This is a genomic window from Peteryoungia wuzhouensis (assembly GCF_003205195.1).
Lineage (GTDB): Bacteria > Pseudomonadota > Alphaproteobacteria > Rhizobiales > Rhizobiaceae > Allorhizobium > Allorhizobium wuzhouense.
The window spans coordinates 17,301-42,911 of sequence record NZ_QJRY01000004.1 but is presented as its reverse complement, the minus strand read 5'-3'; the positions used below and the strand labels follow the sequence as shown (position 1 = coordinate 42,911).

General features: G+C 63.0%; 21 protein-coding genes. 9 read left to right on the top strand and 12 right to left on the bottom strand.

The window, feature by feature from the left end; genetic code table 11:
* Positions 1-272: 272 nt before the first annotated feature.
* Positions 273-1,445: a Gfo/Idh/MocA family protein gene (locus DMY87_RS11740; RefSeq protein WP_110791526.1), complete on the bottom strand. Its 1,173-nt coding sequence runs from the start codon at positions 1,443-1,445 to the stop codon at positions 273-275.
* A 181-nt stretch (positions 1,446-1,626) separates the two neighbouring features.
* On the opposite strand from DMY87_RS11740, the gene DMY87_RS11735 reads away from it, so the two are divergent.
* Positions 1,627-2,262 carry a CatB-related O-acetyltransferase gene (locus tag DMY87_RS11735; protein ID WP_110791525.1) on the top strand — a complete coding sequence of 212 codons (636 nt, stop codon included), beginning with the start codon at positions 1,627-1,629 and terminating at the stop codon, positions 2,260-2,262.
* A gap of 2 nt (positions 2,263-2,264) precedes the next feature.
* On the opposite strand, the gene DMY87_RS11730 is transcribed toward DMY87_RS11735, so the two are convergent.
* From DMY87_RS11730 to DMY87_RS11715, 4 genes are all read right to left on the bottom strand, one after another.
* The gene (locus tag DMY87_RS11730; RefSeq protein WP_110791523.1) at positions 2,265-3,317 is read right to left on the bottom strand and encodes a sugar phosphate isomerase/epimerase family protein; all 1,053 of its coding nucleotides are present in this window, start codon (positions 3,315-3,317) and stop codon (positions 2,265-2,267) included.
* Between the two features lie 139 nt (positions 3,318-3,456).
* The gene (locus DMY87_RS11725; RefSeq protein WP_110791521.1) at positions 3,457-4,410 is read right to left on the bottom strand and encodes a substrate-binding domain-containing protein; all 954 of its coding nucleotides are present in this window, start codon (positions 4,408-4,410) and stop codon (positions 3,457-3,459) included.
* Between the two features lie 68 nt (positions 4,411-4,478).
* A complete protein-coding gene (locus DMY87_RS11720; RefSeq protein ID WP_110791520.1) occupies positions 4,479-5,489 on the bottom strand; it encodes an ABC transporter permease in 1,011 nt (336 codons plus the stop codon).
* 97 nt (positions 5,490-5,586) lie between these two features.
* A complete protein-coding gene (locus DMY87_RS11715; protein ID WP_110791518.1) occupies positions 5,587-7,113 on the bottom strand; it encodes a sugar ABC transporter ATP-binding protein in 1,527 nt (508 codons plus the stop codon).
* 174 nt (positions 7,114-7,287) lie between these two features.
* On the opposite strand from DMY87_RS11715, the gene DMY87_RS11710 reads away from it, so the two are divergent.
* Positions 7,288-8,307, top strand: a complete 1,020-nt coding sequence (locus DMY87_RS11710; RefSeq protein ID WP_425353495.1) for a LacI family DNA-binding transcriptional regulator — start codon at positions 7,288-7,290, stop codon at positions 8,305-8,307.
* 129 nt (positions 8,308-8,436) lie between these two features.
* Entirely contained in the window at positions 8,437-8,919 is a 483-nt protein-coding gene (gene greA, locus DMY87_RS11705) for a transcription elongation factor GreA (protein ID WP_110791515.1), read from the top strand.
* Between the two features lie 243 nt (positions 8,920-9,162).
* Here greA and xylA read toward each other — a convergent pair whose 3' ends face one another.
* The 6 genes from xylA to DMY87_RS11675 form a co-directional block, all read right to left on the bottom strand.
* On the bottom strand, positions 9,163-10,473 hold the full coding sequence (gene xylA / locus DMY87_RS11700; RefSeq protein ID WP_110791513.1) for a xylose isomerase: 1,311 nt from the start codon (positions 10,471-10,473) through the stop codon (positions 9,163-9,165).
* Between the two features lie 142 nt (positions 10,474-10,615).
* Positions 10,616-12,064, bottom strand: a complete 1,449-nt coding sequence (gene xylB / locus DMY87_RS11695; protein ID WP_110791512.1) for a xylulokinase — start codon at positions 12,062-12,064, stop codon at positions 10,616-10,618.
* Between the two features lie 23 nt (positions 12,065-12,087).
* Positions 12,088-13,113, bottom strand: a complete 1,026-nt coding sequence (locus tag DMY87_RS11690) for a LacI family DNA-binding transcriptional regulator (RefSeq protein WP_110791510.1) — start codon at positions 13,111-13,113, stop codon at positions 12,088-12,090.
* Between the two features lie 117 nt (positions 13,114-13,230).
* Positions 13,231-13,881, bottom strand: a complete 651-nt coding sequence (locus tag DMY87_RS11685; protein ID WP_110791508.1) for a hypothetical protein — start codon at positions 13,879-13,881, stop codon at positions 13,231-13,233.
* Between the two features lie 91 nt (positions 13,882-13,972).
* A complete protein-coding gene (locus tag DMY87_RS11680; protein WP_110791507.1) occupies positions 13,973-15,502 on the bottom strand; it encodes a DHA2 family efflux MFS transporter permease subunit in 1,530 nt (509 codons plus the stop codon).
* Positions 15,503-15,610: 108 nt separating this feature from the next.
* Positions 15,611-16,834: an HlyD family secretion protein gene (locus DMY87_RS11675; RefSeq protein ID WP_110791505.1), complete on the bottom strand. Its 1,224-nt coding sequence runs from the start codon at positions 16,832-16,834 to the stop codon at positions 15,611-15,613.
* A 144-nt stretch (positions 16,835-16,978) separates the two neighbouring features.
* Between DMY87_RS11675 and DMY87_RS11670 the strand changes: the two genes are divergently transcribed.
* The 5 genes from DMY87_RS11670 to lysS all read left to right on the top strand — a co-directional run bounded on the left by DMY87_RS11670 (position 16,979) and on the right by lysS (position 24,092).
* Complete coding sequence (locus tag DMY87_RS11670) at positions 16,979-17,674, top strand: TetR/AcrR family transcriptional regulator (protein ID WP_425353494.1); 696 nt, start codon at positions 16,979-16,981, stop codon at positions 17,672-17,674.
* 87 nt (positions 17,675-17,761) lie between these two features.
* Complete coding sequence (locus tag DMY87_RS11665) at positions 17,762-18,520, top strand: TerC family protein (protein ID WP_110791503.1); 759 nt, start codon at positions 17,762-17,764, stop codon at positions 18,518-18,520.
* A 139-nt stretch (positions 18,521-18,659) separates the two neighbouring features.
* A complete protein-coding gene (locus DMY87_RS11660) occupies positions 18,660-20,426 on the top strand; it encodes an SLC13 family permease (RefSeq protein WP_110791502.1) in 1,767 nt (588 codons plus the stop codon).
* Between the two features lie 466 nt (positions 20,427-20,892).
* Positions 20,893-22,350: a glutamate--tRNA ligase gene (gene gltX / locus DMY87_RS11655; protein ID WP_110791500.1), complete on the top strand. Its 1,458-nt coding sequence runs from the start codon at positions 20,893-20,895 to the stop codon at positions 22,348-22,350.
* A gap of 245 nt (positions 22,351-22,595) precedes the next feature.
* Positions 22,596-24,092: a lysine--tRNA ligase gene (gene lysS / locus DMY87_RS11650; protein WP_110791499.1), complete on the top strand. Its 1,497-nt coding sequence runs from the start codon at positions 22,596-22,598 to the stop codon at positions 24,090-24,092.
* A 110-nt stretch (positions 24,093-24,202) separates the two neighbouring features.
* Here the strand turns inward: lysS and DMY87_RS11645 are convergent, their stop codons facing one another.
* Positions 24,203-24,610 (bottom strand): tautomerase family protein, encoded by a 408-nt coding sequence (locus DMY87_RS11645; protein ID WP_110791498.1) that lies wholly within the window; start codon positions 24,608-24,610, stop codon positions 24,203-24,205.
* A 101-nt stretch (positions 24,611-24,711) separates the two neighbouring features.
* Here DMY87_RS11645 and DMY87_RS11640 point away from each other — a divergent pair, with 101 nt between their 5' ends.
* Positions 24,712-25,608: a LysR substrate-binding domain-containing protein gene (locus DMY87_RS11640; protein ID WP_110791497.1), complete on the top strand. Its 897-nt coding sequence runs from the start codon at positions 24,712-24,714 to the stop codon at positions 25,606-25,608.
* Positions 25,609-25,611: the final 3 nt, after the last annotated feature.

The following is a 25,611-nucleotide window of genomic DNA, read 5'->3' as shown; positions in this document are numbered from 1 at the left end:
ACCTTCTCGTTGATGGTGAGCGGTAGAGCGAAGCTCCGGTGGGTCATCGAGAGGATCGGTCGAGTTTCATCTGCGCCGCCCCCCCTGTAACCATGCCCCTCATCCGCCCTTCGGGCACCTTCTCCCCGCGAGCGGGGAGAAGGCCTCGCCGCTGGCCAAGCATTCCCCCCTCTCCCCGCTTGCGGGGAGAGGGTAGGGTGAGGGGCAAGTTCATAGATCACCCCACCCGCCGCTTCGCGGCGACCTCCCCCCCCCTCAAGGGGGAGGTGATATCAAACCTTCACCCAGCCACCATTCTTCTTGCCCGACTCGATACAAGCAGTGACAAACGCCACACCCTTCACGCCATCATCCACCGTCGGATAAACCACCGCCGGATCAACGGCCGCCCCCGTCCGCGCCGCCTGGATGGCCGCAGCCGCCTCCGAATAGATCGTCGCAAAGGCTTCGAGATAACCTTCGGGATGTCCCGACGGAATGCGGGTCACACGCGCCGCAGCCGAATTCGCCCCGGCCCCGCCGCGCGTGATCAGCTGCTTCGGCTCGCCCAGCCGCGTGAACCAGAGATAGTTCGGATCGGCCTGCGTCCATTCAATACCGGCCTTGGTGCCATAGATCCGCACCTTCAGCCCGTTCTCATTGCCGGTCGCCACCTGGCTGCACCAGAGCATGCCCTTCGCGCCGCCCTTGAAGCGCAGCATCACATGGGCGTTGTCGTCGAGCCGACGCCCTTCGACGAAGGTATGCACGTCGGCCGCCAGTTCATCCAGTTCGAGGCCGGAAATGAACGAGCCGAGATTATAGGCATGCGTGCCGATATCGCCGGTCGAGCCGCCGACGCCCGATTGTGCCGGGTCGGTGCGCCAGGCCGCCTGTTTCGATCCGGTCTGCTCGACAGGTTCGGCGAGCCAATCCTGCGGATATTCCATCTGCACCAGTCGGATATCGCCGAGTTCGCCCGAGCGCACCAGCTCGCGCGCATGGCGCACCATCGGATAACCGGTGTAGTTATGCGTCAGGATGAACAGCGCCTTGGCCTTGTCGGCCACAGCCTTCAGCGCCTTCGCATCCTCGAGATTGGACGTCAGCGGCTTGTCGCAGATGACATGGATGCCCTTTTCGAGGAATGCCTTGGCGGCGGCGAAATGCACATGGTTCGGCGTGACGATCGAGACGGCCTCGATACCGTCGGGTCGCGCCGACTCCTTGTCCGCCATCTCCTGGAAGGAGCCGTAGCACCGCTCCGGATCAAGCCCGAGGTCACGGCCGGACGCGAGCGACTTCTCCGCCGTCGACGACAGCGCTCCGGCAACGAGGTCATAATGGTCGTCCAGCCGGGCGGCCATGCGATGCACCGCGCCGATAAACGCGCCCTGCCCGCCACCGACCATGCCGAGGCGAATTTTCGCCGCGCGGTGTTCCGATTTGCTCGCTTCGATCGCCATGATGCGTCCTCCTTCATGAGCTGCGTCTGGAGTTCACGCTCCAGATCCGTTACCTGGCATCCAAGAAGAAGGATGCCCTGACAGTGAACATCTGAGATCCGCCTCTTGTGAGGCAAAGCGAACAAGCCCGCGTCAGCGATCACCGCGACGCCAGATGCAAGCTTTTGCAAGGATCTCAACCATGCCTTTTCTCGACCCGAGACAACCCTATCCCATCACGCTGGCCGACGGCACGCCCTATCGCGAGACCGTTCAGCTCGCTGCCGTCGTCGATCATCCCCGCATGGAGATTGGCGACTTCAGCTACTTCACCCATTCCGGCACGGCGAAAGAGACGGCAGCGATCCTCGCGCCTTATCTCTATCCCTTCAGCCGGGAACGACTGGTGATCGGCCGCTTCGTGCAGATTGCCCGCGAGGCGATCATCATCACCAGTTCGGCCAATCACGCGATGTCCGGGATTTCGACCTACCCCTTCCGCGTGTTCAGCCCTGAAACCATCACCGGCTACCAGGACCTGCCTTTCCGCGACACCGTCATCGGCCACGACGTCTGGATCGGCCACGGCGCGACGATCATGCCGGGGGTCACGATCGGATCCGGCGCCATCATCGCCGCCCGCGCTGTGGTGACGCGGGATGTGCCCCCCTACACCATCGTCGGCGGCAATCCCGCGACCATGATCCGACAGCGCTTCACGGACAAGGAGATCGCCGACCTCCTGGCGCTCGCCTGGTGGGACTGGCCGCTCGACAAGATCGAACGTGCCCTGCCCCACCTCGAGAGCGGCGACATCGTCGCCCTCAAGTCCGTCTAGTCTCAGAGGCCCAGCATCCGGCGATTGGCCGCATCGTCGGTCCCGCCGGAGGCGAAGTCGTCAAACGCCTTTTCGGTCACGCGGATGATATGCGCCCGGACGAAGTCTGCCCCTTCACGGGCGCCGTCTTCCGGGTGTTTCAGCGCGCATTCCCATTCGACAACGGCCCAGCCGTCGAAATCATTCGCCGCCATCTTGGAAAAAATCGCACCGAAATCGACCTGGCCGTCGCCGAGAGAGCGGAAGCGCCCGGCCCGCTGAACCCAGCCCTGATAACCGCCATAGACGCCCTGCCGGCCGGTCGGATTGAATTCCGCGTCCTTGACGTGGAACATCTTGATCCGGTCCTTGTAGATGTCGATGTTGTCGAGATAGTCGAGGCATTGCAGCACATAGTGCGACGGGTCGTAGAGCATGTTGGCTCTGCTGTGGTTCTTCACCCGCTCCAGGAACATCTCGAAGGTCACGCCGTCATGCAGGTCTTCGCCCGGATGGATCTCGTAACAAACGTCGACGCCCTGCTCCTCGGCATAATCGAGGATCGGCAGCCAGCGGCGCGCGAGTTCGTCGAAAGCGGTCTCGACCAGGCCCGCCGGGCGCTGCGGCCAGGGATAGATGAACGGCCAGGCGAGCGCGCCGGAAAAGGTCGCATGCGCCTTGATGCCGAGATTGCGCGAAGCCTTCAGCGCATACTTGACCTGCTGCACGGCCCATTCCTGCCGCGCCCTAGGATTGCCGCGCACTTCGGGCGCCGCAAAGCCGTCAAAGGCTTCGTCATAGGCCGGATGCACGGCGACCAGTTGGCCCTGAAGGTGGGTGGAAAGCTCGGTGATCTCGACGCCGTTCTGGCGCGCCACACCGGCGAGCTCGTCGCAATAATCCTTGGATTCAGCGGCCTTTTTCAAGTCCATAAGCTGGCCGGCCCAGGTCGGAACCTGCACGCCGACATAGCCTTTGTCGGCCGCCCATTTGGTGATTCCATCCCAGGTGTTGAACGGTGCGGCATCACCCGCAAACTGGCCGAGAAAAATCGCCGGTCCCTTGATCGTCTTCATGAATTCTCCTCCCTGAGATCCCTGCAACGTTTCCGTGAACGATTACAGGAGATGGAATTTCGACACAACCGCAATGATGTTTGTCGCAGAAATCTGCCCGGGAAAACCCGGGCAGACATTGGACTTGGATGGTTTCAGATCAGAACGGCGAGTCCGGGAAGTAGTAGTTCTTCGCGTTGTCGGCGGTGATCAGCGTCGCGTCCAGCGTATAGGTGCCGTGAACCGGAACGCTGTCGTAAAGCGCAGCGGCCGTCAGCTCCATGGCAGTCCCCACCATCGACGGCGGGTAGAGAACGTTGACCGGCACCATCTTGTCGCCATCCATGACCTTCTTGATCATGTCCTTCGAACCGGCACCGCCGATGATGTACTGGATGTCGGTACGGCCGGCCTGCTCGATCGCCTGCAGCACGCCGACGGCCATGTCGTCGTCCTGGCACCAGACCACATCGATCTTCGGATATTTGGTCAGGTAGTCCTGCATCACCTTGAAGGCATCGTCGCGGTTCCAGTTGCCGAACTGGCGGTCGAGGACCTTGACGTTCGAGCCCTTGATGCCTTCATCGAAACCGTCCTGACGCTGCTGGTCGATGGGGATCGGCAGACCACGGATGATGACGACTTCGGCGTCCGGCGAGTTCTTGGCGATGTATTCGCCGGCGACCTTGCCGAGCGCCGGGTTGTTGCCGGCGACATAGAGGTCGCGCACGCTGTTGTCGTTCATCGACGGTGCACGGTCGACGATCGTGACGAAGTGACCCTTGGCCTTCACTTCCTTCATCGCGTTGACCAGCGGATCCGGATCGGTCGGCAGGATGACCAGCGCATCGATGCCCTGGACTTCAAGGTCCTGCACGGCATTCGCCTGGGTGGCCGGATCAGCCGAGGTCTTGACGACGACGTTGAGGCCCGGATGTTCCTTCATCAGGAGTTCGGCGACGCGGTTGGCGTGATAGACGACGCCGGCCGTCCAGCCATGGTCGGCGGCCGGAATGGAGACGCCGATGGTCTTGGTGTCCTGTGCCTGCGCTGCGGTAAAGATCGCGGTCAGGGCCGTCATCGCGACGGCGAGACCCAACAGTTTCTTGTGCATTGGTTTCCTCCCAAAGTGACTAGGGTCGAGTTGGAACGGACCGGGCGACCCTCCTGCCCGGTCACGCGTCACGCCTTGCGCGCCAGCGACCGCTGGACGAGCATCGCGATGATAATGATCGTGCCCTGGATGGCGCCGATCAGATATTCGGAGATGAAGTTCGACAAGAGCATGATGTTGCCGACGAGTTCGAGGATGAAGGCGCCGCAGATCGTGCCCCAGACGCGGCCAGCCCCACCCTTCAGCGCCGTGCCACCGACAACGACGGCGGTGATCGCCTGCAACTCCCACAGGATACCGGTCGTGGCCGATGTCGAGCCGAGACGCGGCACATAGAGCAGCACCGCAATGGCCACGCAGAGCCCCTGGATGACGAAGGCGATGGTGCGCACCCGGTCCACGGCAATGCCGGAATAACGCGCGACATCGCGGCTTGAACCGACGGCAACCACATGGCGGCCATAACGGGTGCGATAGAGAATGACGGCGGCAATCGCGGTCACCACGAGAATGATGACGATCGGCACCGGCAGTCCAAGGATCGAGCCGAAATAGACCGGTCGGTAGATTTCCTGCTGCACCGGATCGCGCAGCGTGATGGCGCCACCTTGAGACAGCCAGGTCGTCAGGCCGCGATAGATGCCCATGGTGCCGAGCGTGGCGATGAAAGGCTCGATCTTGCCGACGGTGGTGATCAGTCCGTTCAACAGCCCGCAGAGCGAGCCGATGATGATGGCAAGCGCCATGGCGGCGGCAATCATCAGGCCCGGATCGGCAATGGCCCCGGAATTCATGAACAGGATCATCAGGCTCGCCACGAAGGCCACCATCGAGCCGACCGAGAGATCGAGATCCCCCGACGAGATGACGAAGGTCGCGCCGACGGCGATGATCGCAATGAAGGCGGACCGTGTCGCGACATTGGCGAGGTTGGTGAGACCAATGAAGTTAGGGTTCACCAGGGCGCCGATGATCAGCAGGATCAGCAGCGCCGCAAAGGGCGCCACGGCCCGCAGATCGACGTCGCGCCAGGTGCGGCGGCTAGGCCCAGGGGTGGTCGTGTCAGTCTCGGCAGTCATGGTTTTCCCGTCTCCTCCCGCGCCTCTTTACCGGAGGTCGCGCACCCTGAAGTCTTCGTCTCAAACCCGGTCTTGTTCGCCGGGCCTTGGCCTTGGATCAGCTCGCCATCTGCCGTTTCAGGCCGGCGGCGTAACGCATGATCGTCTGTTCGTTGATGTCCTCACCCTCGAGCAGGCCGACCATCCGGCCCTCCCGCATCACGGCAACGCGGGTGCAAAGGCCGATTACCTCGGGCATTTCCGAGGAAATCACGATGATCGAGCGCCCTTCGCGGGCGAGCGCGGCGATGAAATGATAGATCTGCTGCTTGGTGCCGACATCGATGCCGCGCGTCGGCTCGTCGATGATGATGATCTGGGGTTCGACTTCCATGATCTTGGCGAGCAGCAGCTTCTGCTGATTGCCACCGGACATGCGCCCCACCCTGACACGGTCGTCGCGCACGCGGATGTCGAAGCGCCGCTTGGCCCGCGCCATGGCCTTGGCCTCGCTGCCGGGGTCGAGATAGCCGTGCCGCACGTGATTATCCATAGACTGCAGCGTCAGGTTCGCCGTCATGCCCTCGCCGAGCAGCAGGCCCTTGCCCTTGCGATCCTTGGTCATATAGGCGAGCCCGCGCCGGTTCGCCTCGCGGAAATCACCGGCCTCAAGCACCGTGCCCTTGAGCCGCACCTCTCCGGAGAGACGCGGACGAAGCCCCGCCACCGCTTCCATCAGTTCCGTACGCCCCGATCCGATCAGACCGGAAAAGCCGAGCACCTCGCCGCGCTTCAAGTCGAAGCTGGCATTTTTCACAAAGCCCGTGGTCAGATCCTTGACCGACAGCACGATCTCCTCGTCGACGTCAGGCTCGTGTTTCGTCGGATAGAGGCTCGACAACTCACGGCCCACCATCAACTGCGCGATCGCCTCGCCGTCGAGCGCAGAGGTCGGCGCGGTCTTCACCCATTGCCCGTCGCGCAGCACGGTGACACGGTCGGTCAGCTCCATCACCTCGTCCAGCTTGTGGGAGACGAAGACGAAACTCGTGCCCCGGGCGCGCAGCTTGCGCACCTGGTCGAACAGCACCTCGGTCTCGTCGCGCGACAGGACGGCCGTTGGCTCGTCCATGAAGACGATGCGCGCCTTGCGGCTGATTGCCTTGGCGATCTCGACCATCTGCTTGTCGGCAACGGCGAGCGAACTGATCAGCGCATTCTCGTCGATCCGTGACCCCAGCTGATCGAGCACGCGCCGCGTCTCGGCCCGCATCACCTTGCGATCCAGCATGCCGAAACGGGTGACCTCGCGGCCGAGAAACAGGCTTTCGGTGACGGTCAGATGGTCGGCGAGGTTGAATTCCTGGTGGATCAGAACGATGCCCATCGCCTCCGCGGCACCGTTCGCCGGCAGCGTCACCGGTTCGCCGTCCAGCAGGATGCGTCCGGCAGTCGCCTGCTCGAAACCCGAGAGGATCTTGACCAGCGTCGACTTGCCCGCGCCATTCTCGCCCATCAGCGCGTGAACTTCGCCCGGCATCACGTCGAAATCGACGCTGAACAGCACCTGGACGTCGTTGAATGATTTGGAAATACGCTCCGCCACGAGCACGGGTGCCCGCGCCTCGCCCCCAACCGATGTCATGCAATCCTCCCGGCGGTCCTCCACCGCTGTGAGACCTTGTGTAAACCTTTACATGGCCGATGTAAAGGTTTACATCATCGCATCACGCAGAGTTTTTGTTCCCGCTCCGCTTTCGCGCCTGCAGCAGGGAATGTAAGGTCGCCAACGATTCCAGACGGATAGGGGATGGGCCGCGTGCCGGAGCAAGCACCAGCGACGATCGAGGACGTGGCGCGCATCGCGGAAGTGTCGATCGCGACGGTCAGCCGCGCCATCCACACCCCCGACAAGGTGGCGAAATCCACCCGCCAGCGCGTCAATCAGGCCATCGCCATCACCGGCTATACGACCAATGCCATGGCGCGTTCGCTGCGCATGGGCCGGTCGAACATGATCCTGATCCTGGCGCCGGATATCGGTGACCCCAACTTTTCCTCGACGCTCATCGGGCTTGAAAACGAGGCCCGCGCGCATGGTTATGGCGTGTTGATCGGCCACACCCAGAACGATCCGGAACGCGGTCTCGAATACCTGAAATTCCTGAGCTCCGGCCAGGCAACCGGCCTCGTGCTCTTCACCGGCCACGAACCCTTCGGCCATCAGGTCGTCGGCCAGCGCCTGCCGCCCTCGGTCGCCGTCTTCGAACCCGTCTTCGGCTCGAAGATTTCCTATGTCGGCGTCGATGACGTGGCCGGAGCCCGCAAGGCAGCCGAACACCTGCTGTCCGCCGGCCACCGCTCCATCGCCTTCATCGGCGACAGCAAGACAAGGCTCGGCCACCAGCGCCGCCGCCAGGGTTTCGACAAGGCGCTCGATGCCGCCCGCATCCCACCCAATCAGCGCTTCGTGCTGGAAGGCGAAGGCACCATCGAAAGCGGCCGCCTCGCGGTCGAGCAGCTTTTCATGCGCGACCAGCTTCCCACCGCCTTCATGTGCGTCAACGACGCGACCGCCGTCGGCGTATTGAACGGCCTCACCGCCCGTGGCTACGACCTGCCGCACGACTTCTCCGTCATCGGCTTCGACGACGTGCCCCAGGCAACTTACGTGAACCCGGCATTGACCACCATCCGCCAGCCCCGCACGGCCATCGGCCGCCAGGCGATGGCGCTTCTGATCAAGTCACTCGGGGATCGGACGATGGAGCGCCAGGAAATCCTGCTGATGCCGGACCTGATTGTCAGGGGCTCGGTGACGGGACCGGCCAAGCGATAGTCCGGATCTCACCGATCATCGGACGGACCCAAAGCGGCACTTGGCCGTTAGACCGGGAACATCCTATGATATACCCACATGACGGTGGCCCGAGCGGCGCCACCTCGCCATTCCCCATCGGAGACCAATGTGAGTGTCGCTTTCACCAAAGAAGAGAGTTCGGAAACCGCAGCGGAACTGCATCTGCCGGATCGCCCGGTCTCGCAGCACCCGAACCTGGTGACGGCAGACGGCTTGAAGCAACTGGAAGCGCAGGCAGAAGACGCCCGCGCCGCCTATCTTGCCGCACAGACAGTGGAGGACGTGAACGAACGTCGCCGTCAGTCGGCGGTCCCCTACCGCGATCTCAAATACCTGACGGAGCGTCTGCGCACCGCGCAGGTCATCCCCGCGCCCGAAACCAACGCGGTCGTCGGCTTCGGCAGCAAGGTCACCTTCGAGCGAGACGACGGTCGCGTCCAGACCTACCGCATCGTCGGTGAGGACGAAGCCGACCCGAAGACCGGCTCGATTTCGTTTGTCTCGCCGGTTGCTAGCCGCCTGATGGGCAAAGCGGTCGGCGACGTGGTGACAGTCGGCGACCAGGAACTGGAGATCACAGCGATCGGTTAAGGGCCGTCGAGCGACGCCTTTACCGCCGTCATCCTCGGGCGCAGTCCCGAGGATCTACTGCCGCCCGCCGAAAACTCGACTGTTCGGGCGTCCGCTGCGCCCGCCCCACATTCCTCAACCGCCCCACCACGACCACCCTTGGCAGATCCTCGGGACTTCGCCCGAGGATGACGACGGTTGAGGCAAACGAAAGGCCGGGGTGCTTTCGCCCCCCGGCCTCCAAACGCACTCGAAGCGTCGAAATCAAACGTAGCGGTTGACCACGTTTTCCAAGAGTTCCTGCTTGCCGGACACCGGCTTCGGGTTGACGTTCTGGCTCTCGACGCGAGCAGCAATCGCATCGAGGCTTTCCTCGCCGCGCAGCATCTTCTGGTTCTCGGCCTTGTCCCAGCCGGCGTAACGGCTGTTGAGCGGAGCCGAAAGCGCCTTGTCTTCGACCATCTTGGCAGCGGCCTTCAGGCCACGGGCGCAGCAGTCCATGCCGCCGATATGGCCGATCAGCAGGTCTTCGGCGTCGAGCGACTGGCGACGCAGCTTGGCGTCGAAATTGGTGCCGCCGGTGGTGAAGCCGCCAGCCTGCAGGACCTGGTAGTAGGCCAGCGCCATTTCCGGAACATTGTTCGGGAACTGGTCGGTGTCCCAGCCGGACTGGTAGTCGTTGCGGTTCATGTCGATCGAGCCGAAAATCCCCAGAGCATTTGCAAGCGCCAGCTCGTGTTCGAAGGAATGGCCGGCGAGGATCGCATGGCCCTGCTCGATGTTCACCTTCACCTCGTTCTCGAGGCCGTAGCGCTTCAGGAAGCCGTAGACGGTCGCAACGTCGTAGTCGTACTGGTGCTTCGACGGCTCCTGCGGCTTCGGCTCGATCAGGATGGCGCCCTTGAAGCCGATCTTGTGCTTGTATTCAACGACGAGGTTGAGGAAGCGGCCCATCTGGTCCAGTTCCTTCTTCAGGTCGGTGTTGAGCAGGGTCTCGTAGCCTTCGCGACCGCCCCACAACACGTAGTTTTCGCCGCCGAGCTTCAGCGTCGCATCCATGCAGGTCTTCACGGTCGCAGCGGCAAAGGCGAAAACGTCAGGATCCGGATTGGTGGCGGCACCCGACATGTAGCGGCGATGCGAGAACATGTTCGCCGTGCCCCAGAGCAGCTTGACGCCGGTCTCTTCCTGCTTCTTGGCGAAGTAGTCGACGATCTCGTTCAGGTTCTTCGTGTTCTCGGCAAAGCTGTTGCCCTCGGGGCGAACGTCGGCATCGTGGAAGCAGTAATAGGGCGCCCCCAGCAGCTGGAAGAATTCGAAAGCGACATCGGCCTTCAGCTTGGCCGCATCCATCGTGTCCTTGAACCAGGGACGCTCGAAGGTGTTGCCGCCAAACGGGTCGGTGCCCGGCCAGACGAAGGTGTGCCAATAGGCAACCGCAAAGCGCAGATGGTCTTCCATGCGCTTGCCGAGAACGACTTCGTCCGGATTGTAGTGGCGGAAGGCCAGCGGATTGCTGCTGCCTTCGCCTTCATATTTGATCTTCTGGATATTGCCGAAGAAACCTGTGCTCATGGGTAGTCCTCCTTGGTGTGTTGTTTCTACCCTCCCCTTGAGGGGGAGGGTCGGACCGAAGGTCCGGGGTGGGGTGATGGTGGGGTTCACCCCCACCCGCTGCTTGCGCAGCGACCTCCCCCCTCAAGGGGGAGGTGGAAGTTCAAATCCCTCGGATCGCCGGATACAGCGCCCGGTAGCGGCCATAGGCTGCCTCATAGGCAGAGCTGAGCGCCCTGACCGGCTCCACCGTCTCGGCCGTCTGAGGCGCCGTGCAGACCGACAGCGGATCAGCCCCGGTCGCCGCGATCAGCCCCAGACGCGCCGCCCCGAAGGCAGCGCCGAAATCGCCGTCGGCGGGAATATCGACCGGCATGTCGAGGGCGGTTGCAATCGAGGACAGCCAGTAGCGCGAGCGCGAACCGCCGCCGATCGCCGTGACGCGGGAAATCTTCGTGCCCGCCGATTTCAGCGCCTCCAGACTGTCACGGATGGCAAAGGTGACGCCTTCCAGCACGGCCTGGGTGAGCACGGCGCGATCGCTTTCGTGACCAAGGCCGATAAAGGCACCCCGGATCTTGGCATCATTATGCGGTGTCCGCTCGCCGGAAAGATAGGGAAGGAAGGTAACGCCGGTTGGCGCCTTGAGCGTATCGCCGAGTTCGCCGGTCAGTTCGCCGGCCGATTTGCCGGTGACCGTCGAATGCCAGTTGAGCGCGTCGGTTGCCGACAGAATGACACCCATCTGGTGCCAGGTCTTGGGCAGCGCATGGCAGAAGGCATGCACGGCACTTTCCGGCTTCGGCAGGTAGGAGGCATTGGCGGCAAACAGCACGCCCGACGTACCGAGCGAGACAAAGGCCTGGCCTTCGGCCACCGTGCCCATGCCGCAGGCCGAGGCGGCATTGTCCCCTGCCCCACCGGCGACGACGACATCGGAACCAAGACCCCATTTTTCCGCAAGCTCGGCGCGCAGCGTCCCGGCGCGATCCGCACCTTCGACAAGCCCAGGCATCTGCTCGACGGTGAGGCCAGTGGCCTCCAGCAACTCGCTCGACCAGGCCCGCTTACCCGTGTCGAGCCAGCTGGTGCCAGCCGAATCCGACATGTCGGAGAGATATTCGCCCGTCAGCCAGAGACGGAGGAAATCCTTGGGCAGGAGCACCTTGGCGACCTTGGCGAAGGTATCCGGCTCGTTGTTCTTCACCCAGGCGAGCTTCGGCGCCGTGAAGCCGGGGAACACGATGTTGCCGGTCAGCGCCCGGAAGCGCGGATCGGCATCGAGCGCGGCTGCTTCCGCATGGCTGCGTGTGTCGTTCCAGAGGATGCAGGGCCTGAGCACCCGATCCTTGGCGTCGATCAGTGTCGCGCCATGCATATGGCCGGACAGGCCGATGCCCTTGACGGCGGCAAGTTCCTTCGGGTGCGCGGCCTTCAGCGCCGCAACAGCCTCTTCCGTGGCGCGCAGCCAGTCGCCCGGCGCCTGCTCCGACCAGCCGGGATGCGGCCGCTGCACGGTGAGCGCCGCGTGACCGACGCCGATGACGTTCTGGTCGCCGTCAATCAGCATCGCCTTGACGCTGGATGTGCCGAGATCCAATCCGAGATACATGGGTGTCCTCCATTCCTCTGCCTTCAGGGCAGATTGTCCTTCAAGAATATGTCGATCCGAATGCGCTCCTGGTCAGCAACGACCGGCAGCCCGTCGGCTTTGGCTTTCAGCACGCGAATGGCGCTGCGTACCTCATGACCCGCATCCTGGTTGAGCACGGCATCGATCAAGCCCGACCGCAGCGCCGCGCGCGTCGTTTCCGTCAGCTCGTGTGCAACAACCACAGGGCGCCGATCTTCCGGTCGCCGCTGAAGCGCCCGGATGAGACCCCGGTTGCCCGCCCCAAGGCTGTAAAGAGCGACGATGTTGTTCCGGATCGCGAAAATCTCAGAAACGAGCCGCTCGACGACATCGGGATCGTCGCGTCCTTCGAGCACCGGCATCAGCTGGAGATGGGAGAAATCCGAAGCCATGACAGACGCGAAGGCCTCGTAGCGTTCACGATGGTCGCGGACCAGCATGGAGCCTGCGAGCACGGCAACCTTGCCCTGCCGACCGCCGGCGAAACGCCCGAGAAGGCTGGCGGCGGTGCGTCCCGCGGCCGCATTGTCAATACCCGCATAGTGATCGCGCTGAGAACCCGAGAGGTCCGAGACCAGCGTCACCAGCGGTATGCCGGCAGCAATCACATTGGCTGCCGCAGCCGCGACCTCAGGTGCATCGACGGCAACGAAGGCAATGCCGGCGGGCTGTTCCGCCGCCGCATCCCTCAGCGCCTCGGCAAGGGCCGGCCCGTCAAAGGCCGGCACATCAACGAGACGGATCGCAACGCGCTCGACGCCGGCGCGGTCCCGCGCCTCGTCGAGCGCAAGCCTCAAGCCCCGCATGAAGGAATTGTCGTTGGACGGAATGAGGAAGGTCAGCGGATAGGTCCGCCCCTTGGCGAGATTGGCGGCCGCCACATCCCGCACGAAGCCGAGTTCCACCACCGCCTGATCGACCTTCTCCCGAGTTCGCGCGCTCACCCCCGGCCGCCGGTTCAGCACCCGGTCGACGGTGGCAAGGCTCACGCCCGCGCGGCTCGCGATGTCATGGACAGTCGGCTTCATTCTCTCCTCCGGCGCCTGTCCTACACCAGAGGATGAGGTACGTAAATCAGATTTCGATGTACGTACCTCAGATTCTTTGCGGCATCCCCATGACAGGCCGCACGCCCTGTCGTCAGTTCACGGCAAAGAGGCAGCCTCGATCACGTAAGTTATGCGACCGTCGTCGGAGAGCCGGCGGAACACGAGGTAATGCGGTGGCACAGAAATTGGCAGGCCCTCTCGAACACCGGCTGCCATGGCTTCGACCAGCTTGTCCATGTCGGTCGACTGCACCGTCAGAGTATTTGCGTCTGCTCCGACGATGCGCAGCGCCTGATCACCCGGCATCCGAGCAAGGAAGGTGGCCGCCAGATCGCCTTTCATATAGCCATACAATTCAAGCATTTTCGTTTCGGTATGCTGGAAGGCGTTACCATTGTTCGACGTGCTGTTGTGCCAGGAACAGAGCGGCATCAGGTAGCAGGTTCCTCCGATGTCCACGGACCCATCCGCGTTCTGCGTCATGTGCCCGCCGACGCTGAAGGCCGGGTGAGTGGTGGTACCCGGATTCGGCAAGGGATGCGTAACATAACAATTGCCGTCGATCCCCTCGGCCTTCAGCAGACCTTTCCAGGAGGCGCCGTTGATTTTCGGGTCATCGGTACTGCCGTCGACATTGTAAAGGTCGCCACTGTAGTACACCACGTTGGCCGACGTGGACTGGAGTCGAATTCCGGCATAACGCCTTGCGAATTCCGCGAGCCTTTGCACTGCAATCTCGTCACTCATTGCCATGCTCCCCCTGTTGGCCGCCCAATCAAATGTCGGTGCGCCCCGCAAGAATTACACGCAAAAATATATTAGTAAATAGAATGCAACCTCAGTGCCCAGCCCCGGCCGGTGCAGCCGCCTTCGGCTTCTTCAGAAGAAGCGCCATGAAGACGAGGCAGGAGAACAGCACGGTCAGCCCCATGAACACATCCATGAAGGACAGGAGCCAGGCCTGTTGCGTGACGACACCCGACAGCTTCTTGATCGCCACGGCCGTACCATCAAGGCCATAGCTGTCGTAATTGGCGCCGACGCTGGCAAGCCAGTCGAGAGCTGCCCGGTTGCTCCAGGACACCTGCTCGGACAGACGCGCATAGTGGTCGTCGGAACGCTGCGTGAGCATCGTGTTGATGATCGCAAGACCCACGGCACCGCCCAAGTTGCGCGTCAGGTTGAACAGGCCCGAGGCGTTCTTGATGCGATCGGGCGGCAGGGTGCCGAGCGCCAGATTGTTGATCGGCACCATGCAGATCATCAGCGAGCAGCCACGCAGGATCTGCGGCACAAGCAGCTCGTAGAAATCCCAGTCGGCGGTGATGCCGGTCATCAGATAGGTCCCGAGCGCAAAGCCGGCAAAGCCCATCATCATCATCGCGCGCGGATCCATCTTGTTCGACAGAATGCCGGCGATGGGCGCGGTCAGGAACATCGCGGCACCCGACACGAACATCGTCTCGCCGATCATCAGGGAGTCATAGCCGCGGATGCGTCCGAGGTAGAGCGGGTAGAGATAGGTGAGCCCGTAGAGGCCGACGCCCATGATGAAGGAGAACAGCGAGCCGAAGGCGAAATTGGCGTTGGAAAAGGCCCTGAGATCGACCACCGGCAGTTCCGCCCTGAACACGCGGCGGAAGAAGATCACCGCCCCGATGGTCATGGTGATCGTGCCGATGACGATGTGCTGGTCGTTGAACCAGTCCTTGTTGTTGCCTTCCTCCAGCACGAATTCGAGCGAGCCGAGGAAGACGGCCATCGACGCCAGTCCCCACCAGTCGAAGATCTTGAAGAGCTTCAGGTCCGGCTTGTCGAAATCAACGAGGCTCCAGGTCGCAGCCGCCACCAGCATGCCGGGGATGACATTGATCAGGAACAGCCAGTGCCAGGACAGCGCATGGCTGATATAGCCGCCGATCGTCGGCCCGATGGTGGGCGCAAGCGTGGCGACAAGGCCGACCATGGGCGACACGATGTTGCGCTTGGACGGCGGGAAGATGGTGAAGGCGGCCGCGAAGACGGAGGGGATCATGCCGCCGCCGATAAAGCCCTGGATCGCCCGGTAAACGATCATCTGCTCGATATTCGTGGCCGTGGCGCAGAGTGCGCTCGACAGCGTGAAGCCGGCAGCACAGATGGTAAACAGCACGCGCGTCGACAGGATGCGCGCAAGCACCCCCGAGAGCGGGATCATGATGACTTCGGCGATCAGATAGGATGTCTGCACCCAGGCGACTTCGTCGGAACCGGCACCAAGACCGGCCTGGATTTCGGCAAGCGAGGCCGAGACGATCTGGATGTCGAGGATCGACATGAACATGCCGAAGACCATGGCGAGAAACGCAAAGACCCGCCTCGGGTCCATGCGTTCCTCGGCGCCGGTTTGAGCAACAGAGCCAGAAACCGCAGCGCTAGCCGGAGATGTAACGGTGGCCATGGAAGGCCCTTTCCCAGACGAAACCCGACCGAATGTTTACTGCTTGGCCGCGACCGCCTGGGCATCCGGCGCCGTGCGAGTATCGACGTCGACGATGACGCTGAGGCCGGCACGCAGATGGCCACCGGCCAGCGCATCCTTCGGCAGAGCGATCCGCACCGGTACGCGCTGCACGACCTTGGTGAAGTTGCCCGTCGCATTTTCTGCCGGCAGCATCGAGAAGATGGCGCCCGAAGCCGGCGCGATCGACGTCACTGTGCCTTCCAGCGGCTCTTTGCCATAGGCATCGACATGGATCGAGACCTTGGAACCGGGTACGAGATGCGCGATCTGCGTTTCCTTGAAGTTCGCCTCGATATAGAGCTCGTTCGTCGGCACCAGTGCGGCCAGCCGCTTGCCGGCCGACACCAGGTCGCCGGCCTGGACGGCGAGATTGCCGACGACGCCGTCATAGGGTGCCTTCAGCACGGTGAAGTCGAGGTCGCGCTGCGCCTTCTCGATGGCGAGGTCCTGCAGCCGAACGCTGGACAGCGCTTCTTCGCGCTGCGCCTTCAACAGGCTCAGATTGGCGTCAGCCGAAGCGACAGCCGCCTCCCCAGCAACGAGGTTGGCATTCGCCTGGTCGAGAAGCACCTTGGCATTGTCGAGATCGGCCGTCGTACCGACAGACTTGGCGGCGAGATCGCTGGCCCGCTTTTCGGTGATCTGGGCGCCGCGCACGGCCGCCTGCAGCGCGCCGAGCTGGGCCTTGGCCTGCGCCACGCTGGCCTCGCCACCCGTGATCTGGGCATCGATCCGCTTGACGGCCAGTTCGGCGCTTTGCTTGTTGGCAACGGCCTGCTCATAGGCAATCCGGTAATCGCCGCCGTCGAGCGTCACCAGCGGATCGCCCGCGCGGACGATCTGGTTGCTGTCGACATTCACCTTCTCGACATAACCGGAAACCTTCGGCGAGATGATCGCGATGTCACCTTCGATATAGGCGTCTTCCGTCGACACCATGAAGCGGCCATTGGTCCACCATTCATAGCCGTACCAACCTGCGCCCGCGAGCAGAACGGCGAGCACCACCGGCAGCACCGGGCTGCGGCGTTTCTTGGGCTGCGCCACGTGTTCTGCCGCTGGCGCCGGGGACACGGCAGCCGGCTGCGCTTCGGCCGAAGGGGTCCCTGGTTCGAGCTGCGTCTCGGACGCATCTTCATTCCGGTCGAGGGGACTGGAGGTGGAACGAAGGGCGGTGGATCTGTGCGTCACGGACATGTGCAAAGGACCAGGGATGGGGTTAATACTTTCGAACTGAACCGTTCGGTTCGATTGACATATAGACTTCCGTACCTCATATCAAGGGGCAACAACGAGGCTGATGAACTCTCGAGCCGGGTAGCGTTAAGATTTGGACAAATCATGTCAAAACTGAGCATTGACCAGCAGATGATACCGGAATGCGTTGCCGCCCCGACGGCCGGCATGGGCCGGTTTGCGGCAGGCGCAGACCCCATCAAGCGCGGCCAGATCCTGGACGGCGCGCACCGCGTTTTCATGAAGATGGGGTATGACGCCGCCAGCATGAACGACGTGACGCGGGAAGCCGGCGTCTCCAAGGGCACCATCTATGTCTACTTCCAGAGCAAGGAAGAACTCTTCGCAGCCCTGATCGAACGGGCCAAGGGTCTGTTTGCCGAAAGCATCCGCGACCTGCTCGCCCACCACCCCGATCCCGAAGAGGGCCTGCGCCAGTTCGGCCTGGCTTTCATCCGGCAAATCTTTGAATCGGAAATGATTCCGGCCATGCGCATCCTGCTCGGCCTGGTCGACCGCATGCCGACGCTCTGTCAGCGTTTCTTCGCCTCGTCGCCCAGCAATGCGCGCACGATCCTGAAGGACTATCTCGAGGTTCACGTAAAGTCGGGCTACTTCGACATCGCCGATACGTCGCTCGCCGCGATGCAGTATATCGAGCTTGTAACCGGCGCCTACATGAAGGGCCGGCTGTTCAACGAGATCGCCGAAACGCCGCCGATGGAGGAGATTGAGCGCGTGATCGACGGCGGTCGCGCCGTCTTCATGGCCGCCTACCGGCGCAAGCCCGACATTTCCTGACGCATTGCCACGTCACGTGGCCTTGCCAACTGCGATGTTTTGCCCCACATCCACCGTCGCTCACCCTCGCGCACGGAACCCAAAAACATGCAGGACTATCTTCCGCTTCTTCAGGACCCCACCGCCTGGGTCGCCCTGGTGACACTCGTGGTCATGGAGGTCGTGCTCGGCATCGACAACCTGATCTTCATCTCGATCCTGACCAACAAGCTGCCGGAAGAGATGCGCGAACGCGCCCGCCGCATCGGCATTGGTCTGGCGCTCGTCATGCGCCTCGCTTTGCTCGGCACCGTCGCCTGGATCGTGCAGCTGACCACCCCGATCTTCGAACTCTTCGGCCACGGTTTCTCCTGGAAGGATCTGATCCTGATCGCCGGTGGTCTCTTCCTCGTCTGGAAGGCGACGAAGGAAATCCATCACAGCGTCGATCCGGTCGACCATGAGGAGGATTTCATCGCCTCCTCCGCCACGACCACCTTCGCCAGCGCCATCGGCCAGATCCTGCTGCTCGACCTCGTCTTCTCGATCGACAGCATCATCACCGCCGTCGGCATGACGCCGCATCTGCCGATCATGGTCATCGCCGTCATCGCCGCCGTCACGGTCATGCTGCTGGCAGCGACACCGCTCGCCAACTTCATCGCCAAGAACCCGACGGTCGTCATGCTGGCCCTCGGCTTCCTGCTGATGATCGGCACGACGCTGATCGCCGAAGGCATGGGCTTCCACGTGCCCAAGGGCTACATCTACGCGGCCATGGCCTTCTCGGCCCTCGTCGAAGTGTTGAACATGTTCGCGCGCCGCAAGCGAACGAGCGACCGCAAAGCCAAATCGACGCTGCACTGACAGCGCCTGATACCGCCATATCCGCACGAGACACGCGACACACGCGCGCTCGGCGGATATGGACGTTTGCAGGAACCAATTGCCATGCGGGCGATTGGTAGCGCACAATGGCACAAATCAGCATTCCGGCCGGGACCTTATGACATCAGAGCAAATTCTCGCCTTCGGCCTCATCGCCGTCATGATGGCGGCCTTCCTCTGGGAAAAGTTCCGCTATGACGTGGTCGCCTGCGTCGCACTCATCGCTGCGGTCTCGCTTGGCCTTCTGTCGCCGAGCGACGCCTTTTCGGGCTTCTCGGACGACCTGGTGATCATCGTCGGCAGCGCGCTTGTGGTCAGCGCCGGGGTTGCCCGCTCGGGCGTCGTCGATCTCGCCATCAAGCGGTTCTTCCCGGCCCTATCCTCCCTGCACGGCCAGATGCTCCTGCTGCTGATCACCGTGACGGTGCTCTCGGCCTTCATCAAGAACATCGGCGCGCTGGCGATCATGATGCCGGTCGCCTTCCAGTTTGCCCGGCGCTCCAATGTACCGCCTTCGGTCTTCCTGATGCCCATGGCCTTCTCGGCCCTGCTCGGCGGCCTGATGACGCAGATCGGCACCTCGCCCAATATCGCGGTCTCGCGGCTGCGCCAGGAACTGACCGGCGAACCCTTCACCATGTTCGACTTCACGCCCGTCGGCGCCACGCTTGCCGTGGCCGGCATTATCTTCCTGATCTTCTTCTACTGGCTGGTGCCGCGCCGCGAAAACCAGAACCCCTCGCTTCAGGAAGCGCTGGAAGGCTCAAGCTTTGCAACCGAAGCCCATATCCTGGCGCAATCGCCCTTCGTGCTGAAGCCGCTGCACCAGCTCCTCAAGATCGCCGAGGGTGAGGTCACCGCCTCTGCAGTGCTGCGCGGCGAGACGCGGCTGTCGCCTTTCCCGGACATCCTGCTGCATGCGGAAGACATTCTCCTGCTCGAAGGCCCCTCCGAGGCGCTCGACCGGATCGTCTCTCAGGGCAATCTGAGCCTCGCCGGGCATGCCAAACCGAATGTCATTCGTGGCGACCTGTCCTCGATCGAAGCCGTGATCGGGCGCGGCTCACCTCTGATCGGCCAGACGGCCCAGGAGCTGTCCCTCGTCCACACCCATGGCGTCAACCTGCTCGCCGTCAGCCGGCAGGGCAAGCGCATCCGCGAACGTCTTGGCCAGCTCACGCTGCGCTCCGGCGACGTCGTGCTGCTCCAGGGCCTCCGCGCCCAGATGCCGTCGATCCTGACCGAACTCGGCTGCCTGCCGCTGGCCGAGCGCGAGATCCTGCTCGGCACCAGCCGCAACGTGCTCATTCCGCTCGCCATCCTGGTGGTCGCCATGGGCGCGACGGCGCTCGGCATCGCACCCGTCGCCATGGCCTTCTTCACGGCAGCGCTCGCCATGGTGGCCTTCGGCGTCATTCCGGTCAGCGAAGTCTACCGCGCCGTCGATGGCCCGATCCTCGTCATGCTCGCAGCCCTGATCCCGGTGGCCGACACGTTGCGCACCTCCGGCGGCAGCGACGTCATTGCCGGCTGGCTCAATGCGGCTGCCGGCGGCATGCCGGCCTGGGGTGCGGTCGCCATGATCCTGCTGACGGCCATGGCCGTCACGCCCTTCCTCAACAACGCCGCGACCGTTCTCGTCATGGCCCCGATCGCCGCAAGCTTCGCCACCGGCCTCGGCTACAAGCCGGAAGCCTTCCTGATGGCGGTTGCCATCGGCGCCGGCTGTGACTTCCTCACCCCCATCGGCCACCAGTGCAACACGCTGGTCATGGGTCCGGGCGGCTACAAGTTCTCGGATTATCCGAAGCTCGGCCTGCCCTTGTCGATCCTGATCGTGCTGGTGTCGGTCCCCGCGCTGCTGATGGTCTGGCCGGTGCAGTAAACCGGCAACGGCAATAAAAACCGCGCAAAGAAAAACCTGCGTCGGCGGGACGCAGGTTTTCCTTTGGGGCGGGGACTTGGGGGAGAGCGCAGGCCGGACGGTTAAGGGGCTCGCCTGCCATTTCGTTGGCCACGGGAAGAAACCGGAAAAACTCCCGTGTTCCCCTTGTCCGTCGCGTCCGGTTGGCACGGCCTGCGCTCTGTCACAAGAACGCCGAGGCCGCCTTCGGGTTCCGGGTCGGACAAAATAATTTGAAGATTTTTTCAGCCGCCCGCGCGCCCCAGCCCGGATCCGTGGTTTTTCTTGACGCAAGGGCCTGAATATGGCCTAAGGCCCAGCGGTGGAACCGGCTTGCGCATCGCTGTTCCCTTGCCTGTTTCCGGCCTGCCACCGCACTGATTTCGCACATTGTCCCGATCCGGCGCCTGAGCGCCAGGTCCCCCGCACGCACCACGAGCTGAATTCCATGACCACATCAGGCGTCCGCGTCCGCATCGCACCCTCCCCCACCGGCGAACCCCATGTCGGCACCGCCTATATCGCGCTGTTCAACTACCTCTTCGCCAAGAAATTCGGCGGCGAGTTCATCCTGCGCATCGAGGACACCGACGCCACCCGTTCCACGGCCGAATTCGAGCAGAAGGTTCTGGACGCGCTGAAATGGACCGGCCTCACCTGGTCGGAAGGTCCCGATGTCGGCGGCGCTTACGGCCCCTACCGCCAGTCCGAGCGCAAGGACATCTACCGCCCCTTCGTTGACCAGATGCTGCGCGACGGCGGTGCCTTCCGCTGTTTCTGCACGCCCGAGCGCCTGGAGAGCATGCGCGAAGCCCAGCGCGCCGCCGGCAAGCCGCCGGGTTATGACGGCCTCTGCCTGCATCTGAAGGCCGAGGAAGTCACCGCCCGTGTCGAAGCCGGCGAGCCGCATGTCGTGCGCCTGAAGGTGCCGACCGAAGGCTCCTGCGACTTCCACGACGGCGTCTATGGCGATGTCTCGATCCCGTGGGAAAGCGTCGACATGCAGGTTCTGCTCAAGGCCGACGGCATGCCGACCTATCACATGGCAAACGTCGTCGACGACCACCTGATGAAGATCACCCACGTCGCCCGTGGCGAGGAGTGGCTGGCATCCGTGCCGAAGCACATCCTGATCTACAAGCATCTCGGTCTCGAGCCGCCTGTCTTCATGCACCTGTCGCTGATGCGCAATCACGACAAGTCGAAGCTGTCGAAGCGCAAGAACCCGACCTCGATCTCCTATTACTCGGCCCTCGGCTATCTGCCGGAAGCGCTGATGAACTTCCTCGGCCTGTTCTTCATCCAGATCGCCGAAGGCGAAGAACTGTTGACCATGGACGAGCTGATCGAAAAGTTCGATCCCGACAATCTCTCCAAGGCCGGCGCGATCTTCGACATCCAGAAGCTCGACTGGCTGAACGGCCGCTGGCTGCGCGAGAAACTGTCGCCGGAAGATTTCGTTGCCCGCGTGCTCGACTGGTCGATGGAGAATGATCGTCTCGTCGAAGGCCTGAAGCTCGCCCAGAGCCGCGTCACCAAGCTCGGCGAAGTCCCGCCGCTCGCCGGCTTCCTGCTGGCGAACGACGTCGGCCTGACACCCGCCTCCTTCGGTGGCCTGAAGACCAGCCCGGCCGAGACGCTCGAAATCGTCACGACGGCTCAGGCGGATCTCGAAAAGATCCTCGAATGGAACGTGGCGACCATCGAGGAGGAACTCCGCGCGATTTCCGAGCGCATGGGCAAGAAACTCCGCGTCGTCACCCCGCCGCTCTTCGTCGCCGTCTCCGGCAGCCAGCGCTCGCTGCCGCTGTTTGACTCGATGGCGCTGCTCGGCCGCTCGGTCGTGCGCCAGCGGTTGAAGGTGGCGATCCAGGTGCTGACCGCGATGGCGGGTGCCGCCAACTAAGATGCCGTGTCGCCTCAATTGGCGGCGCACTGAATACCCCCCTCTGCCCTGCCGGGCATCTCCCCCTCAAGGGGGGAGATTATCGAGTGGCCGGCCCCGTGCCTCAAACTCACACTCTGTCGGCAGCGACGCGGGAGGGAAGCAATGAGCGTACCCCCAACCGATCTCCCCCCTTGAGGGGGAGATGCCCGGCAGGGCAGAGGGGGGTGACCGAAACGATGACAGCCGCCGAAGGCAAACACACGATGACCGAACAGACACCCGAAACCGCCCTCTCCTCCGACCCGACGGAAGTCCGCCGCCAGAAACTCGCGCTGCTGCGCGAACAGGTCGGCGACGTCTATCCGGCGCATTTCCACCGCACGATGACGAACGCGGAATTCGCCGAGAAATACGCAGGGCTTGAGCTGGACGAAACGTCTGATGACATCATCACGGTCGCCGGTCGCGTCTATTCCTCGCGCAATTCCGGCATGTTCATGGACATCCATGACGCCTCCGGCAAGATCCAGATCTTCTCCCACAAGGACACGACGCCGGAAGAAGCCCGCGCGCTGCTGCCGATGATCGACCTCGGCGACATCATCGGCGTCAAGGGCCAGGTGCGCCGCACCAAGCGCGGCGAACTCACCATCAACGCCCATGAAATCACCATGCTGACCAAGACGCTGCTCCCGATGCCGGAGAAGTATCATGGCCTCTCCGACATCGAGCTGCGCTACCGCAAGCGCCACCTCGACATCCTCACCAACGAGGATTCCAAGCTCCGCTTCCTGCAGCGCTCGAAGATCATCTCCGGGCTTCGCCGTTTCATGGAGGGCGAAGGCTTCCTCGAAGTCGAGACCCCCATGCTGCAGACGGTCTATGGCGGCGCCACCGCCGATCCGTTCAAGACCTTCCACAACACGCTGAAGATGGACATGTATCTGCGCATCGCGCCGGAACTGTTCCTCAAGCGCACGCTGGTCTCGGGCCTCGCCGACAAGGTCTTCGAGGTCAACCGCAACTTCCGCAACGAAGGTGTGTCGACCCGCCACAATCCCGAATTCACCATGATGGAATGCTACTGGGCCTATGCCGACTACGAGGACATCATGGGCCTCGTCGAGCGGCTGTTCGAGACGCTCGCCGTCTCGATCCACGGCACGCCCGAGGTCACCTTCGGCGACAAGCAGATCTCCTTCAAGGGTCCGTTCAAGCGCGTGCCCATGCCGGATGCCGTCAAAGAAGCGACCGGCATCGACTTCCTCGCGATGAAGACCGACGAAGAAGCCCGCACCGCCGCCAAGGCCGCCGGTTTTGCCGTCGAGAAGGACTGGACCTGGGGCGAATGCCTGGCCTTCATCTTCGAGGAGAAGGTCGAGGGCACGCTGATCCAGCCGAGCCACGTCACGCATTTCCCGAAAGACATCTCGCCCTTCGCCAAGGAAGTGCCGGGCGAACCGCGCCTCGTCGAACGCTTCGAGACCTATTGCAACGCCTGGGAAGTCGGCAACGCGTTTTCCGAGTTGAATGACCCGGAAGAGCAGCGCAAGCGCATGGTCGAGCAGCTCGAACAGGCCCATTCGCGCGGCGAAAAGGACAAGCAGCTCGACGACGAATTCCTCGATGCGATCGACCAGGGCATGCCGCCCGCCGGCGGCCTCGGCATCGGCGTCGACCGACTGATCATGCTTTTGACCAACGCCCCGTCGATCCGCGACATCATCCTCTTCCCGGCCCGCCGCAACAAGGCCGACTGAGACGGCAGAAGATCCCGGCTACGGCGTGGGAACAATTCGAGAGAAAAAAAACGCCCGCAGCGACAAACTGCGGGCGTTGTGCTGACCGGAATGACCTGCGATGCGACGCCTCAGGCGTCGGTGCCGCGCTGCTGGGCGATCGCCATGGCGAAGACGCCGTTTCCGACGCTCCAGTCGGAATAGTCATTCTCGTGCATGAAGATGAAAACGTCCTTCGGCGAAACGGCCGCCCGTGTTTCAAGATTGCGAGTGATCGCGGCATAGAGCGCCCGTTTCATCGCATCGCTGCGCCCGCGCCGCATGGTGATTTCCACCACGATCACCGCATCCGATCGGGCAATGCCGTTGAACCCGCGATCGAAGAAGAACTCCCCGTCCCGATATTCGCTGACAAGATTGAACAGCTCGTCGCTCGGCATGCCGATCCCCTCGACCAGAGCGTCGTGAATCCCCTCCACGATGTGACGTTTGCGTGCGGCATCGGTGCCGTGGGGAAGTGCTGTCCGGACGAAGGGCATGCTGGAAACCTCTGTAACGTGATAAAGATGAAGGCGAACTATCACGCCGAAGGCAGCGCACCTATTGACATCTAGGCGCATCCTTTGTGACTTCTACTCACATGAAGAACCGCAAGAATCTCCCTGTTGCTGCCCTGCGCGCCTTTGAAGCCGCCGCCCGCCACGGCACCCTCACCCAGGCGGCGGAAGAGCTTGCCGTCACCCATGGTGCCATCAGCCGGCATGTCAGCCATCTGGAAGCGGTGATCGGAACCCCGCTCTTCGAGGGCGCACGCAATCGGCCGAAGCTGACGCCCGAGGGCCGCGTCTTCGGCTTTGCCCTCACCAATGCCTTCGATCAGATCGACGATGCGCTGCGGCTCATCTCACGGGGCGACGACAGCATTCTCGATGTCGCCTGCCTCAGCACCTTCGCCATCCGCTGGCTGGTGCCGCGCCTGCATGATTTCACCGCCCGATATCCGCGCTACGACGTGCGCCTTGCGACCGACGACCGCTCGCCGCGCAGTCCGGTCGATGTCCAGATCGTCGTCCTGGAACCCGGCACCGCGATCCCGGAGGATTGCACGCTGCTGTTCGAGGAACAGTTGGGCCTCGTGGTCGCCCCCTCGGCAGTTCCGGGTTTCGCTCCGGGACAGACGGACACGGTGAGGCTCGACGCCCTGCCCCGCCTGGAAACGCGCACGCGCCCGCATGTCTGGCACGAATGGTCACGGCTTGCCGCCGACAGCCGCACGACGCCACCCCGCCAGTCCCGCACCTTCGACCATTATCACCTGACCATCGAGGCGGCCCTGAGCGGCCTCGGTGTCGCCATCGCCCCCTGGCACCTCGTGGCAGGCGATGTCGCATCCGGCAGGCTGGTCGCCCCCTTCGGCTTTCACATGAGTGAACATCGCTACGGGGTGAGGGTGGCGCGCAAGGGCCGCCGCAAGACGCAGCACTTCATCGAATGGCTGAAGGCTGCAATCGCCGAGTTTCCCGAACCGACCTGCTGAGGG

Coding starts and splice junctions, on each gene's coding strand:
- DMY87_RS11740 (WP_110791526.1), bottom strand. CDS start 1,445: ATGGCGATCGAAGCGAGCAAATCGGAACACCGCGCGGCGAAAATTCGC.
- DMY87_RS11680 (WP_110791507.1), bottom strand. CDS start 15,502: ATGGACCCGAGGCGGGTCTTTGCGTTTCTCGCCATGGTCTTCGGCATG.
- DMY87_RS11735 (WP_110791525.1), top strand. CDS start 1,627: ATGCCTTTTCTCGACCCGAGACAACCCTATCCCATCACGCTGGCCGAC.
- gltX (WP_110791500.1), top strand. CDS start 20,893: ATGACCACATCAGGCGTCCGCGTCCGCATCGCACCCTCCCCCACCGGC.
- DMY87_RS11640 (WP_110791497.1), top strand. CDS start 24,712: ATGAAGAACCGCAAGAATCTCCCTGTTGCTGCCCTGCGCGCCTTTGAA.
- DMY87_RS11670 (WP_425353494.1), top strand. CDS start 16,979: ATGTCAAAACTGAGCATTGACCAGCAGATGATACCGGAATGCGTTGCC.
- xylB (WP_110791512.1), bottom strand. CDS start 12,064: ATGTATCTCGGATTGGATCTCGGCACATCCAGCGTCAAGGCGATGCTG.
- DMY87_RS11675 (WP_110791505.1), bottom strand. CDS start 16,834: ATGTCCGTGACGCACAGATCCACCGCCCTTCGTTCCACCTCCAGTCCC.
- DMY87_RS11645 (WP_110791498.1), bottom strand. CDS start 24,610: ATGCCCTTCGTCCGGACAGCACTTCCCCACGGCACCGATGCCGCACGC.
- lysS (WP_110791499.1), top strand. CDS start 22,596: ATGACCGAACAGACACCCGAAACCGCCCTCTCCTCCGACCCGACGGAA.
- DMY87_RS11715 (WP_110791518.1), bottom strand. CDS start 7,113: ATGACATCGGTTGGGGGCGAGGCGCGGGCACCCGTGCTCGTGGCGGAG.
- DMY87_RS11660 (WP_110791502.1), top strand. CDS start 18,660: ATGACATCAGAGCAAATTCTCGCCTTCGGCCTCATCGCCGTCATGATG.
- DMY87_RS11685 (WP_110791508.1), bottom strand. CDS start 13,881: ATGAGTGACGAGATTGCAGTGCAAAGGCTCGCGGAATTCGCAAGGCGT.
- DMY87_RS11720 (WP_110791520.1), bottom strand. CDS start 5,489: ATGACTGCCGAGACTGACACGACCACCCCTGGGCCTAGCCGCCGCACC.
- DMY87_RS11665 (WP_110791503.1), top strand. CDS start 17,762: ATGCAGGACTATCTTCCGCTTCTTCAGGACCCCACCGCCTGGGTCGCC.
- DMY87_RS11725 (WP_110791521.1), bottom strand. CDS start 4,410: ATGCACAAGAAACTGTTGGGTCTCGCCGTCGCGATGACGGCCCTGACC.
- xylA (WP_110791513.1), bottom strand. CDS start 10,473: ATGAGCACAGGTTTCTTCGGCAATATCCAGAAGATCAAATATGAAGGC.
- DMY87_RS11730 (WP_110791523.1), bottom strand. CDS start 3,317: ATGAAGACGATCAAGGGACCGGCGATTTTTCTCGGCCAGTTTGCGGGT.
- DMY87_RS11690 (WP_110791510.1), bottom strand. CDS start 13,113: ATGAAGCCGACTGTCCATGACATCGCGAGCCGCGCGGGCGTGAGCCTT.